Consider the following 17432-nt stretch of genomic DNA (forward strand, 5'->3'; position numbering starts at 1 on the left):
TGCGCTACGGCCACTCGCTTTCCGCGGGGAGGAACCTGAGCTTCCTCGCTGCGCTGCGGGATCTCAATTTTCCCTCTATTTCCCGCAGGAACGTAGTGACGAGGAAGTTCAAAGCGAGCCCCGTGGAAAGCGAACAATCCGGAGTGGAAATCACCCCAGTTGCATGCGTCCTTCCCTCTTTCAAATAACAAAAAAAGCTGCCTATATCAGCAGCTTTTAACCTAAAACAACATATCCGTAATAGAATACTAGCACAAGCGCTACGATTAGAAGTGCCCATGCACCTCCCGTTGCTTTGGCTTTTTTCGTTCTAACAAGTACCATTTCCATACCAACTAGCACTAGAACCCCAGCCAATCCTTTAATAAGAGCTTGTCCTTTAAACTGATACCAGTCTGCTAGCAAATGAGCACCTGATAACAACACAAGCACATACAACAGACGAGTAATCATATGTACAATCTTTGCGCCTCTTCCTTTACCAGACTTCGTTAAAACAACCGCTACCACAAAACCAATCAACAATAATGTCCATAATGTTACATGTAAATGAATCATCGTATCCACTCCTTTCATTCCATATCATACCACGAATACAAGCCTTCTCACCACTGCACATAAGCACCAAACAACAATGCGCTTATCACTTTCACATATCTGCCATATATCGCTTTAAATATGAATACATATGAACAGAAAGAACTTTTTAACATTCTTTTCATACCATGATAAGAGACTATAATGAAAAAGGATGTTTGCTTATGCCAGCCATCGTCGGTGTTGTCAACGTAAACAGTGTCGGTTCTTCTGGAGTTCTGCATATTGGCGATGTATATAGTATTGCTCCCATTTCAACAGCTAAAACATTTGCTGGAGCGGGATCGTTTAATACTGGAGACCGCCTGCATGTCATTAACCAACAAAGCGCAACGAACGTTCAAGATAGTGATTTGAGTGACCAAAACATTACCGCTAATGCTTAAGTTTTAACAGAAAGGAGCTATCTCCATTGAACTTCTATGTAAATCAAAGCATTTGTATCCAAAGTTTAAAAGTAAGTGCTGTCAGTAACTCATCTGTATTACAAATCGGCAGCGCAGGCATCATTAAACCTAACTCTAACTTATTTAATACAGGTGGCTTTACTGGACCAGCCCCTGATGAACAAAAAAAAGGGATTCTCGGCTCAGTTTCTCCATCTACTTTCACACCGACACAATCTTCAGCCGTTCCAGCACCTTATTCTCAGTCGCTCACCCCACCTGTTCGGCCGAACAACTGACATGTTCATAACTTCTTCACCATATGTATAAAATATATCATCTTTAAATGACAATTTGCATACAGGGTGAAAGAAGGTGCCAAATATGAAAAACATGGACTATACACAGCAAATGCATCGTTATATTGAACAGCTATCAGTGCGAGTTGCTACCCTTGAATCAACCGTTCAAAAATTGGAGCAACAGTTAAAAGAGTTAGAAGAACAAACGCCTATTAATATTGAAAAAATTGAATATAAATTTGAACAACTAAAAATCGACTCCCTTGATGGCACATTAAACATTGGCTTAAACCCGCTTACACCAGACAATCTAGAAGACATTATCATAAATAATCAAACTCCTGAAATTACGCTTCCACAGCAAGGACCACAAAACCCGAGTCTAAAGCCACTTGATCGTAATACGCTGAAACATTGGGTTGAAGATATATACGCATCTATGACGTCTGAACTTGACCAACACGGCTATTCAATGGTTCAGCATGTTCTTGACCAGCGCTCTATGACCATTGAAGGAGCGTACTACGACTTTATAATTGAAGACGTAAAAAAGCAGTTAGAACAACGTATTACCTATTATCTAAATCAAGTTCAACCTGAAGAATTAGAACAAAACTTTGAAGCAATTAAGCCCCAAATTATAGAGAAAATTTATGAAGATATCAAAAAAGGCATCGATGCTTTCTTAACTTATTTACCCGATTCCTTAAAGAAAGGCGGTCACAACCAATGAACTATACCGTCATCAATCGAGAATTAATGGTTGGAAACATTGATATCACCGGCGTATCTTCATCCTCTGTATTTTTAATTGGAGACGCTCACTATATCAATTTATCAGCAACATTTGATACACCAGCGGAATCTCTTATTATTGGTCCTTACGTTCCACTATCTCTTTCATAAAGGAGACTTTTTTATGCTACCTAGAATTTCTCAAGTCAATCATTTGACATTAAATTCTCTTTTATCATCCTCATTATGCCAGATTGGAGATTCTACTCATATAGTATTAAAGACGCGTGTCCTAGCAATAAAGCGGGAATATCCTTTATTTTATGGACGTGAAGAAGATTTCAATTCTTACGATGTTTTTAATGAGCCTATACCACAGCCAATAAATGAGTTTATCAATATGCAAGTAAATAATACTGCCCCACTTATTAAAGTGGACCGCGTTACTATTCGAGGATGCTCATTCTCTTCAGTTATTCATGTGGGCTCCACATGTACCATTGATGCGGAAGCACGAATTAAACATATCCGCCAACTTGAAGGAGATACACCACAAACTCCTGATATCGGCCTAGAAAAACAGTTAAGTACAACAGCCAATGAACTTCAAGAGACCCTTCAAAACGATGCAACAAGATGAACAAATCTTACCGCTTCATCATACACTAGATTATTATCACGATAATAAAGGGTGGATATTATGCCAGCTTTAATCGGTCCTGTTAGTATTACAAGCGTGGGTGGCGGTGTTGTAACGTTTGGAGATACCTTTTATGTGTCCCCAAAAAGCTCATCAAAAACGAGTACGGGCTCAGGAGCAGTTAACACCGGTAACTTCGTCAATACCAATACCGGAATCTCTGGAACAAATACGCTTGATCCCGATTTTGCAGATCAAAACAACGTTGCCAATGCATAAAAAAACAGCTGAAATGTCAGCTGTTTTTTTATCTTTTTTTTCGTTCATTCGACTTTTTAATTTTAGGCACTCGTGAAGATGGCTGCTTTTGAATCCACTTTATAAATGAATGAATCTGTGGATCATCTCTTAGTAGAGCAATTGTATTTAAGCGAACCGCTAATTCTGCATTCGTATAAAGCGCATGTATTTGCTTATGACACGGAATACAAAGGTTAGCAGTAGGCTCAAATGTCCCTCCCATTTCTTTGGGAGTGAGATGATAAACGGTAATTTCAACATCTTCTCGTTCACATAATTCGCACCAGCCAACGTGACGATCTTTTTTCCCCACTGCTTTTCAACCTTTCCCTTTATAACGTTTCAACGGCTACTCGTGTTCCCATACCAGTAGCATCAGCAGGCTGTACAATTAAACGCTTAGGTAAGCGTGCTCGAAGTTCTTGCACGTGACTAATAACTCCGATTGATAGGTTATCGGACTGTAGCTTTTCTAAAGCCGTCACAACCGTATCGAGAAGCTCTCCATCCAGTGTTCCAAATCCTTCATCTAAAAAGAAAAATTGTAAAGGGTACTCTCCCCGAAGCTGGATTTGTGCAGATAATGATAGGGCTAATGCAAGAGACGTTAAGAATGTTTCTCCTCCTGAAAGAGTTGAGACCGGGCGCTTAACTCCACCGTTAGCATCGTCTCTCATAATAAATCCACCTTGAGAATCCACTTCAATTGCATAGCGGTGACGTGTTAAAATAGCTAATCGCTCTGAAGCATCTCGACTAATCGCCATCAGCTGTTCTTCAGCCATATACTCAACAAACGTATTACCTTTAAACACAGACTGTAGCTTTTGATACTGTTCAAACAAAGTTTCTTTCTCTACCCTTTGCTTTTCAAGCTCGTTAAAGCGTTCATGTCTCTTTAACATATCTTTTAAGGTCTCTTCTGCTCCACCCTTTAGCTGATTTGCTTCGCTAACCGCTTCTTTTCTGTTTACCAGCAGAGATTTAGTTTCTTCCCACTTATCTTTAGTTATAGCTTTACCATTAAGTTTTTTCTCAACTTTAGCTATGTCAGCTTTGGCTTGTTTTAGCTTATCCTCAAACTCTTGAATTTCTTCAGTTAATTTCTGTATATCATCACTTGTTTGAACTGCTTTTTTTACTTCCTCTTTTTCTGTAAAGCCTGACGGTTGAAGCTGCTCTTCCCATTGTTTTTTAACTTCTTCATACCGTTCTGTCAAATCTTCTAATGCTTTACGCTCTGCATGCTCATTTGCCTGTAGCTTTTGATAGGTCACTTGCATACCATTTAGCGTTTCATAACAGGCATTCTCCGTTTGATCTAGCTCACGAATGCGCTGTTCAACCTCTTTTAGCTCTGACGCTACATCTCCTGCTTTTGAAAGTTCCGTAAGCATGCTTTTTTGTTCTTGGAGGGCTTGATGAAGGTTTTTCTGTTCTGCTTCTAACTGAACACTCTTACGCGTTGCTTGATCATACCCTTCTCTCGTATGCGCAATTTTAAGTTGGTGTTCATCAAAAAACTGATAGCTTTTATTGATGCGTTCAACAAGTGTTCGCTCCTCTGCAATTCGCAATTTCATTTTTTCTTGAACTTCATGAATATTATTCATCTCTAGATGTGGATATAGCTGATGCCATTCTTTAATAAGCGTATCCTGATGGTCGTTGTGCTTACTTAACTCTTCAGTAAAATTTTCCACCTCTTTTATGAGTTGCTGCTTGCTAAACAGTAAATCGTGCTGCTGCTTTTCCCTTTGTTTATAGCGCTGTAACAAGTCTGATTGCTTCTCGCGAACTTCAATGTAATCTTGCTGTAAGGCTTTCAGCTCAATTTTTAACCTAGTGCTGTATTCACCGCCATTCTCTTCTAACGGCTGGATAGCCGGCAAGTCATACTTCGTATCAGCGACCTCGGGGTAAGCATCGAGTAACATTGAATGAAGCTGCTCTAAGCGAAGTTTTAACGCTCCGTACTCTTGCTTTTGCTCATCCAGTATATGCTTCTCTGATTCATAACTGGTAATCTGTTCATCCAATTGTAAGTTGGTGTGTACCTCATTAGATACTGCAGGTGAAGGGTGGTCATTTGAACCGCACACTGGACATGGTTTTCCTTCACTGAGACCATCGGCTAGCTGGTGAGCTAAGTGGTTAACCTTTTCCTTCATTTGTTGCTCACGCAGTGACTGTAATTGACGATTTACCGAGCTAAAAAGCTGTTCAAATTCACGTTCACGCTCACAAACGATATGATACGTGCGCTGAGTGGATACAAATAGCTTTTGTGCTTGAGAAGCTTGACTTTGTTTTAACTCTTTTTGTTTTTCAATGTTTGCTTCAGTTGCTTTCAGCTCTAACTGCTTTTTCTGTACTTTTTCTTCTTGTTCTTTTATAACTCTCTTTAATTCCACTGCTTTTTCTGCTTTTATTGCAGCTTCATAAACTTGTTCACGCTCTGTGTCAGAAACTTTTACCGTTTCTAATTCTTTTTTCAAGCTACTTTGAAGCAATTTCCCTTTTTCTAACTGTGCTTCAAGCTTTTGTAGCACTTCCAAACTCTCTTTTACATCAGCTGAGGCCTGGTTATATGCTGCTTGCTTTTCAACGTAGTTCTTTTCTAGCTCCTGTATCAGTTCTTGAATTTTTTTCGCTTGCTCTAACTGTTCTTTCCGAATAAAGAGCTTTGGCTGTTCTTGCTGTTTCGTTAACCGTGCTTGGTCATACGCCACCTGGCTTTTTTCATACTTATCATACTGGGTACGCAGCTTCTCTTGAATAGCTGATACGTTTTGACGAGTCTTTTGCTTTTTCACCGTAAGCTGCTCGTACGCGTTTAGATATGGCAACAATTTTTTTGCTTCTTCAGCTATAGCTACTTGTTTTCGCTTCTCATTTATAAGCAGCTCTTGCTCATTTAATTCTTTTAACGTTTCTTCTAATTCATGTTTGATTTGCATATCATTCCAAATCGCAGTTTGTTCATCGTACAACTTTTCAATGTCTTTCAGTTCGCACTCGCGCTTTTCCAGCAAAATGATACGCTCTTGAAGGACCTGCTCTGCTTGCTTAACACTTTCCTCTGATGCTTCCCCTAATCCCGTCTGCTCTGCAGAAATCGTATCAATTTCACCTTTTAATAGCTGAACATTTGAACGAATTTTTTTGTTAAGTTGATCACCGTACTGCTCTAAATTAAATAAACGCTGCAGCATTTGACGGCGCTCCGTGCCTTTCAATGATAAAAACTCAGCAAATTTCCCTTGTGGCAATACAACAGCGCGCGTAAAGTCGTCGATTGTTAAACCTAATAGCGACTGAACCTGCTGGTTTACGTCATTTGTTTTATCAGCCAGTACGATTGTTTCATCTCCTACTTCAATAAAACGGCTGGTTGCTGACCTTACTCGCATTTCATCTGAACGCTTGAAGCTACGCTCGACGGTATAGCGCTTTTTATGATTTGCATTTTCTAATTCAAACGTAAAAGCAACTTTTACTTCGTTTTCGGCGTGATTTAAAATGCCATGCGTGTTGTTAGCTGCCCTTTCTACTTTGCCGTAAAGCGCAAGAGTCATCGCATCTAAAATAGAAGATTTACCACTGCCTGTTGGACCAAAAATACCGAACACACCGCCAGAACATAAGCTTGTAAAATCGATAACTTGTTTGTCTCTAAAGCTGTGCAAGCCTGCTATTGTTAACGTAATTGGCTTCATCTTCTACTCCTCCTCTTCTGCTTCTCGTGTATGAATCAATGATAAAAAGAGTTGAACCAACTCGTCGCTTGGTGTCGCTCCCCCCGTTTGCTTCCGATAGAATTTAGCAAACGACTCTTCGATTGGAACGTTTCGCTGTTCTTGTTGAACTTGAACAGTTTCTTCCTCTTTAAAAACCGGTCGGATATGAATGAACCCTTTGTGCAGCTTACGTAATCGGTGAATTTCTTCAAGAGACAATGCATCTTCTAAGTGAATCTCTAAATCAATCCAAGCAGTGCTATCTTTTCCTTCATCCAGCCACTGGTACACTTCTGCGATACCGTTTTTCGCTTTCCATCTTGTAAGTGGTCTTCCGCTTGATAAAGGAATTTCCGTTACCTTCACTTCTTCTCCCGGCTTAGCATCGAGTATCGTTACGGATTTGGTATAGCCTGATTCAGAAAAGCTATAGGCAAGAGGTGAACCCGAATAACGAGCTTTTGTAGAAGCTCGCTTGATGTCCTGAGGTCGGTGAAGATGCCCAAGCGCTACGTACTGAGCTGCCGCTGGAAGGCTTGACGCTGCCACTGTATACGCTCCACCTACTTCAATTGGCCGTTCAGAATCTGTTGAGCTTCCTCCCGCAACATAGATATGACTCATGGCAATGTTTACACTGTCGTTTGTAAAATGTGAGCTCATCTTTAAAAAGATTTCGCCTACTCGCTCATCATATGAGTTTCGAAGCAACAATTCATCGTCTTCCTCAGCCAACATTTCCTTTAATCTTGATTCTGATGGATAAGGAAGTGCACCTACTTTTAACGTTTCTTCAACAGTTGGAAGGTAAATCTCTTGTACATCAGTTGTCGGTAAACCTATGAGCGTAATATTTTGTTCAAATGCAAGCGGAGAGGCTGCAGATAAGCGATCGGGATTATCATGGTTACCCGCAATTACAATAATTGGACGCTTGCCTTTTTCACTCAGCTTCGACATACTATCATAAAATAATTGCTCTGCTGCTGCGGGCGGATTAACGGTATCAAATACATCACCGGCCATTAAAATTGCGTCAACTTTTTCTTCCTTTACAATTTGAGCTAACTCATCTAAGAACTGAGCTTGTTCTTCAATTCTGCTCCTACCTTCTAAGGTTCTCCCTAAGTGCCAGTCGGCCGTATGTAATAACCTCATGTGCTCCCCACCTTTTCTTGACAAAAAGAAGACGAAAAGCTCGCCTTCTTTTTACTCTTCTATTTCTATTACATGTCCACCATCTAAAAAATATAAATAGCTATGTGCTATCGGCTTTTTCACGATGGTTTCTACCGCTTTTCGATACAGCTTCAGCTGCACTTCATAGCGGTTTTTCAAGATTTCTTCAGCGCTGTTAAAGTCATTGCTAAAGCGATTTTTTATATCATCGGTTTTGTAATCAACGAGGATTAGCTGACCATTCCATTCATATAAGCAATCTATAATCCCTTGGACTAAAATTGCTTCATTATCGTTCCACCCGTATACTTCTTCCGTTGAAACATTTAAGCTAAACGGCATTTCACGATAAACCTTTTCTGCTTCTTTGAGCTGTTGTCCAATGAAACTTTCCGTAAATTGAGCAATGTCAGAAGGGTTAATACTTTCTGCTTGCTCAGTTGTTAAAATTTCATTGGTAACGAGGGAATCAATAAGCTCTTGTACGGCTTCAATTGTTAACGATCCCTTAAATGGTAAATGCTGCATCACTGTATGCACAGCTGTTCCACGTTCTGCTGCGGTTAATGAATGCGACTGCATAAAGGCCGGGCGATCTTCAATAGTTGACTTAAAGCCTGTTATAAGCTGACTTTCTTGTTCTTCACCGCTCGCTTGGTATTGTCTCTTTAAATCAGAAACAGATTGCTTAGAGCGATGTGTTGTTGCTTCTAAATGACCATACTCCCAACGTAATCGCTCTTCAATGCGTTCTTTATGGATACTTTCAATATGAACTTGATCACCTTTTTGTACCGCAGCTAACAGTTCTTCATGCTCCAATTGTTCTTCAACAAGCTGTTCAGATAGCTCCGCCGCTTGGATCGTTTGAATTTCCCACTTGGAGCTGTGCTCATACACCTCTTGCAACACCGCTCTTTGTTCTTCTGGTATCCATTTTTCGAAGTGACGATGTCTGGCCAGAGCAAGACCAATCCAATCAAGATAAGACTTTGCATCTACACGCATATAAGCCGGCAGTTCCCATTGATCATGGGTCAACACGTGACTCCATTTTTTCATTTGAGCCTCAGCATCTTTTACAGTTCCTACTAAAATTAATTTTTCTTTAGCACGTGTCAGCGCTACATATAAAACACGCATCTCTTCGGCAATGCTTTCTTTTTTCATTTTTTGTTTCATTACTTGCTGAAGCAACGTTGGGTACGTAATACGAAGCTTTGGATCAATATATTTAGAACCGAAGCCAAGTTCTTTATCTAGAATATAAGATTTATTTAAATCCATTAGATTAAATTTACGATTCAATCCAGCTACGAAAACAATAGGAAACTCTAAACCTTTACTGCTATGGATTGTCATTAAACGAATAACATCTTCTTGCTCACCTAAAGACCTTGCCGTTCCTAAATCATTTCCACGCTCTTTCATACGATCAATAAACCGTAGAAAGCGGAATAAGCCTCGAAACGACGTCGCTTCATATTGACGTGCACGGTCATATAAAGCTCTTAAGTTTGCTTGACGCTGCTTACCTCCAGGCAGACCTCCTACAAACTCATAAAATCCTGTATCACGATAAATTTGCCAGATAAGTGTAGATAAAGAAGTTTGACGTGCTTTTGTTCTCCACTCACTAAGCTTTATGGCAAAATGATGAAGCTTTTCTTGAAGATTTCCTTCAGGAGATATGCGCACATAATTTTTCATCGCTTCATAGTACGTTCCCTTCTTATCCTCAGCACGAATTAAAGCAAGCTCTTCATCTGACAAGCCTACAATTGGAGAACGCAATACAGAAGCAAGCGGAATATCTTGATATGGATTATCAATGACTTTTAATAAAGACATCATCATCATTACTTCCGTTGCATCAAAATACCCTGATGAAAGATCTGCATAAACAGGAATTCCTTCTTGCTTAAACTCTTCCATAATTTGTGGTGCCCAAGGCATAGAACGCAGTAAAATAACAAAATCTCGATACGTTACGTTTCGCATCACATCTAGCTTACGATCGTATACTTGAAAACGATCTTGAACAAGCTGTTTTATCTTCCGAGCCATTGCGCGAGCTTCTAGCTGAGCTGTTTCTAGCTCTGCTTCTGAAAACTCTACTAAATCCGACTCTTCTTCCTCTGCTCCACCTTCCTTGGAAATGAGCAAAAGTTCAGACTCCATCTCACTACTGCTAGGATACGATGCTCCTAGCTTCAAAGATGCATCATTGTCATAGGCGATTTCGCCAACTTCTTCATCCATTAACTGCTGAAAGATAAAGTTGGTCGCATCGATAATCTCAGAGCGACTGCGGAAGTTTTTATTCAAGTCAATTTTCATACCATTTTTTCGACCGTCATGTGTAAAAGTTTTATATTTTCCAAGGAACAGAAACGGTTCTGCTAAACGAAAGCGATAAATAGATTGCTTGACGTCACCAACCATAAAAAGGTTACCATTTTTACCATCATTATGCGTCACAAGCTGAATGAGGGTCTCTTGTACCATATTCGTATCTTGGTATTCATCTACTAAAACCTCAACAAACTGCGTTTTATATTTATAAGCGACTTCAGAAGGTTCAACCCTTCCATCTACAGAATGGCTTAAAATTTGCAAGCAATAATGTTCTAAGTCTGAAAAGTCCACGAGCCCTTTCGCTCTCTTTTCTGCTTCATAGCGATTACCAAACTTCCTTACAAGCGATACGAGAACTTCTACTACAGGATACATTTTCTGAAAGTCACTCATGTATCCACTGAGCGGACGAGAAAATAAATCACCTTGCAATTTTTCAAGAGCTGCTTTTGCTTTTTTACGAAGCTCTCCAAACTCATCAAGTAAGGCAACATCATACTCGTCACCTTTACACGGCTTTAAACGCGTAAAGCTAAGAACTTGCATATGTTCATGTAGCTCAGCAAAAGTGCCAGCTGCAAGCATACGGTTAACCTGAGCTAAGTCATCTTCAATATTTACTTTTCTTGGGGCTGGACCTCCAGGCATGGTTGTGAGCCTAGAGGCTTGGTTTAGCATAGCTTGAACACCGCTCAGCTGCTTTTTCACTTCGTCCATTAAAAAACTCATAAATGGAAGAGAGTCAATTGTAGCTTCTTCATCAATGCTATATTGGCGAAGGAGCATATCTAACCACCTATTTGGATTTGGATTAGAACGAGCAAAATCGTATAATCTGCGAACCATATGCTGCACGTCCAAGTCATGACGGTCACTCGTATAGCGGTCCACCAATTCAAAGAATGATTGATTACCTTCAAGGCTATACTGCTCTTCAAAAAGCTCGTCTAATACTTCTTCTCTTAAGAGTTCCGCTTCAGTATCGTCTGCGATTCGAAAACCTGGATCTAAGTTAATCATATAGTAATAGGTGCGAATAACTTCCAGACAAAATGAATGAAGAGTTGAAATAGACGATCGGTTTAGTAAGTGTAGCTGTCTTCTTAAATGTAAGGAAGATGGATTTACCTTTAACTCTTTTTCTAAAGCTTCTCCTATACGATGACGCATCTCTGCTGCTGAAGCGTTTGTGAACGTTACGACTAACAAACGGTCGACGTCCACTGGATTTTCAGGATCGATAATTTTTCGAATAATACGCTCAACTAACACAGCTGTTTTCCCTGAACCTGCGGCGGCTGCTACTAAAATATCTTGCCCAGATGATACAATGGCTTTCCACTGGTCATCTGTCCACTGCGAATCCGCTGGCTTACTCATTCGTTCCTGACTCATGCTTATCCTCCTCTCGTATTTTTTCTAGAATGCTATTTTGATTTTCATTTCTTAACTGACGATATTCATTTTCGCTTAATGCTTCATCAAATTGACAAATCGAACGATAGTCACAAAAAGCACACGGTGTTTTATCTTTAAGTTTATAGGGAGCAATGTCAATTTTACCTTCAGTAATTTCTGTCCCTGCCTCCACAAACTTTTTACGTACATATTGTCTAAGATGTGTAAAGTCCGTTTCAGATGCAATAGAAGAATTCGCATAGAAACCACCTGTTTTTTTAATACCAGCTGAGATAATTTGTGAATGACCGGACTCAAGCGTTTCGTCCATTAGGCGAACCGCTTCTTCATCACCTAGCAGTAAGCCTTTCATCTTAAATTTCTTAAAGATTTCTTCTTCAATCTGATTTTCACTCAGACTATTTGTACTATTAACCATCGGATTATGAACGTGGAAATATAAAACACCTGCAGGTAAAGCACCTTGGTTAGTTTTCAAAAGCTGCTCAGCGTGAGTTACCACTACATCCAAATATGCGAGAATTTGAAGTGAAAGTCCATAATAGACCTCCAGTAAATTTAACGCTTTGTCACTCGATTTATAATCGACAATCCGAAGTAGTATCCCTTTAGAGCTTTCTGCTTTATCCACTCGATCAATTCGTCCGACTAGCTCCATCGTATGCCCATTTGGAAGCGTAAAGGTCATGGAAGGTAGCTCTGCATTAGGACCAAATCCTAACTCTAGTCCAACTGGTACAAAACCGCTCGCTCTTGCATGTTGGCTTAATACAATCGACGCTCTTTCAATTACTTGCTGTAACTTATATGCGAGATATTGATGACGATTCGAGCTCAGCAATATTTCGTTTTGTAAGCGCGGCGCTAATTCTTGAACTGCAGTGGCTGAAAGGGATTGACAATCTTTTTTCGTTAACTGCTTCCAATCTTTCTCACCAGTTCGTAACTTATCCGAAATATGCTTTAACGCTGCGTGAAAAAGCTCACCAATATCAGGTGCCGCTAGCTGAAATACTTTTCGATCCTTCAGCTTTAAGCCATGAGAAGCAAAATGCGAATAAGGACAGGCTTCAAACTTCTCCATGCGTGATACGCTTGCTTGAATATGTTTTCCATACAAGCGCTCACTCGTCTTTTTACTTAATCGCTTTGCATCGTTTTGATAAAATAAGCTGCTCAGAACTCTTTGACTATACGTTTTCCAGTCTGAAGTCATATAAAAGTTATAAACGTCCCACCATGCATCGCTCATTGGATAATGTCGTTTCCAAGCCTGTAAGTTACTTGCTAAATAAGCCATCGTAGACAACGGATTCGCAATATAGTCAAGCTGCTTTTCCTCTTCTAAACTTGTAGGATCATTCATTAACAACGTTTCTTCAAGTAGTGGAAAGAGCTCTTTCAGTCGGTTAATAACTAAAGACGGAAGCAAAGACTTCCCTTCATCATTCGCTAGTGGGTAGCTGATATATAACTTTTCTTCAGAACTTACAAGCGCTAAATAAATCAAGAACTGATCATCAAACAGCTGCTGCTTACCAGTTGGAGCTAGCGTCACACCTGATTTGAATAATTCGTCGCGGTCTTGATCAGATAAAATACTGTCTCCCTGCGGCTTAGCTGGTATTACACCATCGTTCACACCTACGATAAAGGTAGCTTTAATATTAGAAAAACGAGAGCGTTCAAAGCTTGCAACAAGGACTTGGTCAAGCGATGGTGGGACAATAGCAAACTGCATGCTATCTAATCCTGTCTCAAAAAGCTCAGCAAATAGCTTGATGGACACTTTTTCTTCTCCCATCATTTCTACAAATTGATCAAACAGGTTTAAGACAGCTTTCCATACTTGTTCATGTTCCCGTGCTTCCTGTACCTTTCCATTTTCTTCACAATGGTCACGAAGCTTCTCAATTTTTTGTGGGATGCTTAGCTCTGTCAAAAAGAGATAAAGAGCTTTTGCTTTTTCCTCTCCCGTCTTTCCTTTCTTTAAGGCCTGCTGTAGTTTCATAAGTGGGTTTACAACAAGTTCTTTTAGCTCATTAATTTTTTCTTCAAACTGTACTTCCTCATCCGTTTTTGGTAGATTCATATCCTCTAATGAACGATATTTTCGGTATTTCCACCTTTCACCATTCGTCCACTTAGTACCTTGAATCCCGTATGCTAATACGTAGTTTTCAAATTGATCCATACCTTCTCTCAGTGCTTCAACCTCAGCTTCTATCGAAAAAAACATATCTGTCTTAATAGCACGAAAAATACTTTCATAGCGCCACGAACCACTCACTACCTCTAAGCTGGAACGAATAAACTCAATGATTGGGTGATGGAACATTGCTCTTTTTTGATCAATAAAGTATGGAATTTCATAATCACGAAATACGGTTTCAATTAATTCGCCGTAGTCATTTTTATTTCGAACAACTAGAGCAATATCTCGATACCGATAATTGGAGTCTTTAACTAGTAGCTGAATTTCTCTTGCAATTCCTTCTACCTCTGCACGACGACTCACAGCAGGATATAAAGAAATGTGAGTTGGCTTTTGAGAAAATTCAGCAGCTGGACGCTCATCATAATACTTCTCCAAATGAGACAGCTCTGGGCTGTTTGCATGGCGAATATTATCCTTTAATAAAACAGGGTCTTTTATTTCAATTCCATGTTCTAGTGCTGCTGTTGTTAATTCTCTATATGTTTCTCCAGTTAATCTAAAGAGCTGCAAATCAGTTGGTATATAACTTGCTTGTGTATGATCTCCGGTCAATGCGATAGTTACATCTGAACAAGCTTTCATAAGTTCAACTAAGACATCTAGTTCTTGCTTTGTGAAATGATGAAATCCATCGACATAAATAACTGCTTTCTTTAAATATGAGGAAAGCGGAATTTTTTCAGCTAATAGTTTTAAATAATCTTCGCTATCTACATATTTCATTAGCAGCTGCTTTTCTAGTTCTTGATATATAATTCCTAAATCATGCAGCTTGTCCGCTAGCACGTGCTCGTTATTGTCTTTAAACTCTTGTTGCAGAGCCCCTAACGATTCAGGCTCTAATCCATACTGCTTAAATTCTTTCAACATTTGTTCTAGCTTTGTGATAAACCCTTCTTTCTCAGATGCTGCTGCAAATAAAGTGAGCTCTTCTTTTTGTTGCTCTATAATTTTTCTGAGCATCATATGCATGCCCGTTTGATCAATATGATAACGGCTAATGCCGCCTGCTTCCTGGAGAACTCGCCACGCCAAACGCGTAAAACTATAAACTTGAGCTCTCATCATCCCGCCCAATCCCGGCGTTTGGATAAGCTCATACTCTGATTGGAAGGTCATTTGCTCTGGAACAATATAAATAATTGGGTTGCCCAGTGGCTCTCGCACCAATTCTTGGCGAATAGCATTTAAACACGCTGTTGTTTTACCACTTCCAGACCTACCCAGCATAAACTGTAGCATCTTGTTCACCCCTAACGAATTTGAACGCCACAAAAAAACGTGACGTTCAACAAGTTCTTTTTCTATACTTTTATCGATTTTTATCCTTTTTGTTACCATTTATTTTACTGGACTTACGTAAAGAAATCCAATAAAATAAACCGTTTTGGCTCATTGCCAAAACGGTTTATTTTTCCTATTACATCATAATTCCACCATCGACATGTAATACGGTTCCGTTTACATAATTAGATTCATCTGATGCTAAATATAAGTATGCATAGCCAATATCAGAAGGCTGTCCTAATCTTTGAAGCGGAATCGTCGACTTCATTTGATTAATGACTTTCTCTGGAACAGCAGCTACCATGTTCGTTTCGATAAACCCTGGCGCAACGGCATTTACGTTGATTCCTTTACGCCCAAGTTCTTTCGCCCAAGTCTTAGTCATTCCTACGACCGCAGCTTTTGCCGCTGCGTAATTGGTTTGTCCAACGTTCCCATATACGCCTGAAACAGATGAGGTACTAATAATTTTCCCTCTACCTTGAGCCACCATATGAGGGACAACAGCTTGTGTACAGTTAAAAACACCGGTCAAGTTAACGTTAATAACTGCTTGAAAGTCTTCCATTGTTAGCTTAGTTAACATTGCATCTCTGGTAATTCCGGCATTGTTAACTAAAATGTCTATCTTGCCGTAGGCTTCTACTACTTCTTCTACCATTCCATCTACATTATCACGATCTGCCACATTAACTTGAAAGAACGTGACGTCTCCACCTTCATTTTGTAAAACCTTTGCTTTCTCTTCACCTAAAGCTTGATCATAATCAACGAGTGCTACTTTTGCCCCTTCTTTTGCAAAAATTCGTGCAGCTTCAAAGCCTAATCCATTTGCAGCGCCTGTAATAATTGCCAGCTTATCTTTTAATCTCATCTCCTACCACATAGTATGAACGTTCGTAAGAACAGGCTTGCCTTCATACTATGCATAGCCCCCTTTTACTTGACGACAAGCACGTCGTATTCGTAAAGCATGTGCAAAAGCGATGAATTAAACAACCCTTTTACTAACATATGTAGTAGAGAATTGTCCAAAACATTCATAACTTTTCAGAAAACAGGGAAATCAACAGATTAAAGTGAGGTAAAGAACATGTAAGGCTTCTAGAGAGCTTAGCAAAACCTGCTAATTTTATCCTTATTTTAACATATATTCTACAAAATCGAAATCATGAATTCAGAAAAGAAAATCTCTCTTCATTTTTACTACTGATTTGTACGAACATTTAGACGTCTCTCTATTTGTTTTCCCACAATCCATAATACAAAAACAACAATTAAAACAACAATAGCTTTTGTAGGCTGTTTTATAAAGGAGATAAAGTCAGCTCCTATAAAGCTCATCATAAAGATCATCACCATTTTTCCTGCTAAAACTGCTAATACGAATTGTGACATACTGACCCTAGATAAGCCAGCAACAACATTAATAGCAGCTGACGGAGTAAATGGGAAGCATAGCATTAAAAACAGTGGACCAAACCCATGACGTTCAACCCAAGTCATAATCTTTCGAATTTGAGCATGTCTACTGATAAAATTCAAGAAGCGAGCTTGTCCATATCGACGAAAGATAAGAAAAACAATAATCGCCCCTACACATGACCCGACCCACGAAATTAGAAACCCTAGCCATAAGCCAAATGCTGCAGCATTTGCCATAACGAAAGCAAAAAGAGGTAAAATTGGAATAAATGCTTCAAGAATAGGAAGTAATAATCCCGGTATAATGCCAAATGATTGATATTCTTTTAAAAGTTCAAGCACACCTTCAAGCGTTAAGTATTCCTTAATTGTATCAAAGTCCATTACTTAATCTCCTAACTGATGACTACTAACTTAATCAACATTGTACTACTTTCATTACCGAAACAAAAGCTACTCAAACATTTATATTTGTCTGACCAATATACAACAAAATACGTCTAAAAATTTGGAAAATTAGTTGTTTTTTTGTTCCTTACTCTATATACTAAGAAAAAGGCTGCAGAGGTGATGATGTATGAACAATGAAAAATCGTACGCCGAGATGATGAAATCCCTCGCTCGCAAAAGAAAGATTCGCGAAGCTGATAACGTGCTTGATATGTATATTGACATGATTATTGACGATGCCTTATTTAAACACAAAAAAAGCATTTTAGAAACTCAAATTAACTATGCATTAGATGAACGAGATCGTACTGCATTTTATGACTTGTCTCTTCAGTATCAATCTCTTTTAAAAACATCTACATGAAAAAGAGCATCTTAACTAGATGCTCTTTTTTA

Annotated in this window: 15 protein-coding genes; 7 read left to right on the forward strand and 8 right to left on the reverse strand. The window is 39.3% G+C overall.

Annotated features, from left to right (window positions below; translation table 11 throughout):
* Positions 1–216 precede the first annotated feature (216 nt).
* Positions 217–558, reverse strand: coding sequence for a DUF1516 family protein (locus tag BFL01S_RS13550; protein ID WP_025911221.1), 342 nt, complete (start codon positions 556–558; stop codon positions 217–219).
* Between the two features lie 203 nt (positions 559–761).
* Between BFL01S_RS13550 and BFL01S_RS13555 the strand changes: the two genes are divergently transcribed.
* The 6 genes from BFL01S_RS13555 (at position 762) to BFL01S_RS13580 (ending at position 2939) form a co-directional block, all read left to right on the forward strand.
* Positions 762–983, forward strand: coding sequence for a spore germination protein (locus tag BFL01S_RS13555; RefSeq protein WP_025911220.1), 222 nt, complete (start codon positions 762–764; stop codon positions 981–983).
* 26 nt (positions 984–1009) lie between these two features.
* Positions 1010–1282: a spore germination protein GerPB gene (locus BFL01S_RS13560; protein WP_061786000.1), complete on the forward strand. Its 273-nt coding sequence runs from the start codon at positions 1010–1012 to the stop codon at positions 1280–1282.
* 85 nt (positions 1283–1367) lie between these two features.
* Positions 1368–2018 (forward strand): spore germination protein GerPC, encoded by a 651-nt coding sequence (gerPC, locus tag BFL01S_RS13565; protein WP_225002436.1) that lies wholly within the window; start codon positions 1368–1370, stop codon positions 2016–2018.
* A complete protein-coding gene (locus BFL01S_RS13570) occupies positions 2015–2191 on the forward strand; it encodes a spore germination protein GerPD (RefSeq protein ID WP_025911217.1) in 177 nt (58 codons plus the stop codon). Before gerPC ends, BFL01S_RS13570 begins: the two co-directional genes overlap by 4 nt.
* A 13-nt stretch (positions 2192–2204) precedes the next feature.
* Positions 2205–2660: a spore germination protein GerPE gene (locus BFL01S_RS13575; RefSeq protein ID WP_061786001.1), complete on the forward strand. Its 456-nt coding sequence runs from the start codon at positions 2205–2207 to the stop codon at positions 2658–2660.
* A 60-nt stretch (positions 2661–2720) separates the two neighbouring features.
* A complete protein-coding gene (locus BFL01S_RS13580; RefSeq protein WP_025911215.1) occupies positions 2721–2939 on the forward strand; it encodes a spore germination protein in 219 nt (72 codons plus the stop codon).
* A 28-nt stretch (positions 2940–2967) separates the two neighbouring features.
* On the opposite strand, the gene hlpB is transcribed toward BFL01S_RS13580, so the two are convergent.
* From hlpB to BFL01S_RS13615, 7 genes are all read right to left on the reverse strand, one after another.
* On the reverse strand, positions 2968–3273 hold the full coding sequence (gene hlpB / locus BFL01S_RS13585; RefSeq protein ID WP_061786002.1) for an HNH nuclease-like protein HlpB: 306 nt from the start codon (positions 3271–3273) through the stop codon (positions 2968–2970).
* Positions 3274–3292: 19 nt separating this feature from the next.
* Entirely contained in the window at positions 3293–6679 is a 3387-nt protein-coding gene (locus tag BFL01S_RS13590; RefSeq protein ID WP_061786003.1) for an AAA family ATPase, read from the reverse strand.
* 3 nt (positions 6680–6682) lie between these two features.
* The gene (locus BFL01S_RS13595; protein ID WP_061786004.1) at positions 6683–7858 is read right to left on the reverse strand and encodes a metallophosphoesterase family protein; all 1176 of its coding nucleotides are present in this window, start codon (positions 7856–7858) and stop codon (positions 6683–6685) included.
* A 51-nt stretch (positions 7859–7909) separates the two neighbouring features.
* Positions 7910–11632: a helicase-exonuclease AddAB subunit AddA gene (gene addA, locus BFL01S_RS13600; RefSeq protein ID WP_061786005.1), complete on the reverse strand. Its 3723-nt coding sequence runs from the start codon at positions 11630–11632 to the stop codon at positions 7910–7912.
* The gene (gene addB / locus BFL01S_RS13605) at positions 11610–15116 is read right to left on the reverse strand and encodes a helicase-exonuclease AddAB subunit AddB (RefSeq protein ID WP_061786006.1); all 3507 of its coding nucleotides are present in this window, start codon (positions 15114–15116) and stop codon (positions 11610–11612) included. Before addB ends, addA begins: the two co-directional genes overlap by 23 nt.
* A gap of 178 nt (positions 15117–15294) precedes the next feature.
* Positions 15295–16035, reverse strand: a complete 741-nt coding sequence (gene fabG, locus BFL01S_RS13610; RefSeq protein WP_061786007.1) for a 3-oxoacyl-ACP reductase FabG — start codon at positions 16033–16035, stop codon at positions 15295–15297.
* A gap of 332 nt (positions 16036–16367) precedes the next feature.
* Positions 16368–16970, reverse strand: coding sequence for a TVP38/TMEM64 family protein (locus BFL01S_RS13615; RefSeq protein WP_025911206.1), 603 nt, complete (start codon positions 16968–16970; stop codon positions 16368–16370).
* Positions 16971–17163: 193 nt separating this feature from the next.
* Between BFL01S_RS13615 and BFL01S_RS13620 the strand changes: the two genes are divergently transcribed.
* Positions 17164–17400, forward strand: a complete 237-nt coding sequence (locus tag BFL01S_RS13620; protein WP_025911202.1) for an IDEAL domain-containing protein — start codon at positions 17164–17166, stop codon at positions 17398–17400.
* Positions 17401–17432 lie beyond the last annotated feature (32 nt).

Source organism: Priestia flexa NBRC 15715 (genome assembly GCF_001591565.1).
Classification (GTDB): Bacteria; Bacillota; Bacilli; order Bacillales; family Bacillaceae_H; genus Priestia; species Priestia flexa.

What these genes read in the sequence shown, in the direction of transcription:
- BFL01S_RS13550 (WP_025911221.1), bottom strand. Translation starts at nt 558, where the DNA reads ATGATTCATTTACATGTAACATTATGGACATTATTGTTGATTGGTTTT.
- BFL01S_RS13555 (WP_025911220.1), top strand. Translation starts at nt 762, where the DNA reads ATGCCAGCCATCGTCGGTGTTGTCAACGTAAACAGTGTCGGTTCTTCT.
- gerPC (WP_225002436.1), top strand. Translation starts at nt 1,368, where the DNA reads ATGAAAAACATGGACTATACACAGCAAATGCATCGTTATATTGAACAG.
- BFL01S_RS13570 (WP_025911217.1), top strand. Translation starts at nt 2,015, where the DNA reads ATGAACTATACCGTCATCAATCGAGAATTAATGGTTGGAAACATTGAT.
- BFL01S_RS13575 (WP_061786001.1), top strand. Translation starts at nt 2,205, where the DNA reads ATGCTACCTAGAATTTCTCAAGTCAATCATTTGACATTAAATTCTCTT.
- BFL01S_RS13580 (WP_025911215.1), top strand. Translation starts at nt 2,721, where the DNA reads ATGCCAGCTTTAATCGGTCCTGTTAGTATTACAAGCGTGGGTGGCGGT.
- BFL01S_RS13590 (WP_061786003.1), bottom strand. Translation starts at nt 6,679, where the DNA reads ATGAAGCCAATTACGTTAACAATAGCAGGCTTGCACAGCTTTAGAGAC.
- BFL01S_RS13595 (WP_061786004.1), bottom strand. Translation starts at nt 7,858, where the DNA reads ATGAGGTTATTACATACGGCCGACTGGCACTTAGGGAGAACCTTAGAA.
- addA (WP_061786005.1), bottom strand. Translation starts at nt 11,632, where the DNA reads ATGAGTCAGGAACGAATGAGTAAGCCAGCGGATTCGCAGTGGACAGAT.
- addB (WP_061786006.1), bottom strand. Translation starts at nt 15,116, where the DNA reads ATGCTACAGTTTATGCTGGGTAGGTCTGGAAGTGGTAAAACAACAGCG.
- fabG (WP_061786007.1), bottom strand. Translation starts at nt 16,035, where the DNA reads ATGAGATTAAAAGATAAGCTGGCAATTATTACAGGCGCTGCAAATGGA.
- BFL01S_RS13615 (WP_025911206.1), bottom strand. Translation starts at nt 16,970, where the DNA reads ATGGACTTTGATACAATTAAGGAATACTTAACGCTTGAAGGTGTGCTT.
- BFL01S_RS13620 (WP_025911202.1), top strand. Translation starts at nt 17,164, where the DNA reads ATGAACAATGAAAAATCGTACGCCGAGATGATGAAATCCCTCGCTCGC.